The following is a 1,026-nucleotide window of genomic DNA, read 5'->3' as shown; positions in this document are numbered from 1 at the left end:
TAGCTAGCCACGGTATAAATTTGACCTCAAATTTAGGCAGTATCGTTTCTACTCCGCTAATCGCTATCATCTTATGTTCTACTATGGTTTTGCCTTTTGCGATTTTAGCTTTCATGAAAGCAAACCGCGAGAAACCTCGCGAGACCGATCCTTGGGCTTGCGGATTTAAATACAGCTCTCGCATGCAAATGACGGGCGGCCCTTTCACCGGCGATCTAAGACGCATAATGAACTGGCTGTTTAAAGGCGATAGAAAAGTCGTAACCAAGGGCTATTTCAACCCGATCGAATACCACAACCATCCAAAAGATATCTGGTGGGGGCTATTTTACGAGCCTGTGATCGAGTGGAGCAAGAAAATAGCCGACAAAATAGGCATAATGCAAAGCGGCTACACCAACGTTTACGCGCTATATATCCTCGTATATCTTTGTGCGATACTAGCGGTTAGCTACTTTTTGATATAGGGGGCGTGAGATGGAAATTTTACAGGCTATATTTTTAATGATATTTCAAGTCGTCGTCATCGTCTTAGTCGCGCCCTTGTTTGACGGTATGGCCAGAAAACTAAGAGCCAAACTACAATCAAAACAAGGCAGCGATTTCTTTCAGACGTATCGCGACATCATAAAGCTATTTAGACGCGGCAGGACCGTGCCTGAGTGTTCTCACTGGGTATTTAGATGGGCGCCGTTTTTCCTATTTGCCACTTCGGCGGCGATACTAGCGGCTATTCCTATTACTTATAGCAAGAGCACGATTTTTGGAGCTTACTCCGATATTTTCGTGATTCTTTACCTTGGCGCGCTTTTGAGATTCGTATTTGGCGCCGCATCTTTAGATAGCGGTAACCCGTTTGCGGCTACCGGCGGCGGACGCGAACAAATGCTAGCCGTTTATGTCGAGCCTGTTATGATAATGTGCCTAATCGTCGTTATGCTAGCGGCAGGTACTTCAAATTTGGTCGAGATACAATCAATGGTAAAAAGCGGCCAGATCGGATATCAGATCCCAAGCTTTGCGGTT

The 1,026-nt window shown here is 45.5% G+C and carries 1 protein-coding gene and 1 pseudogene; both read left to right on the top strand.

Annotated features, from left to right (window positions below; genetic code table 11):
• Positions 1-467, top strand: a pseudogene (locus tag Q0296_RS05230) (hydrogenase 4 subunit B); the annotation flags it as partial.
• A 10-nt stretch (positions 468-477) separates the two neighbouring features.
• The coding region (locus Q0296_RS05225; RefSeq protein WP_298037507.1) for an NADH-quinone oxidoreductase subunit H at positions 478-1,026 on the top strand (549 nt) is incomplete at its 3' end.

This window comes from uncultured Campylobacter sp., from assembly GCF_937890585.1.
In the GTDB taxonomy this organism is placed as follows: domain Bacteria; phylum Campylobacterota; class Campylobacteria; order Campylobacterales; family Campylobacteraceae; genus Campylobacter_A.
Note: the sequence above shows the minus strand (reverse complement) of the source record. Positions and strands in the feature narration are given on the sequence as shown.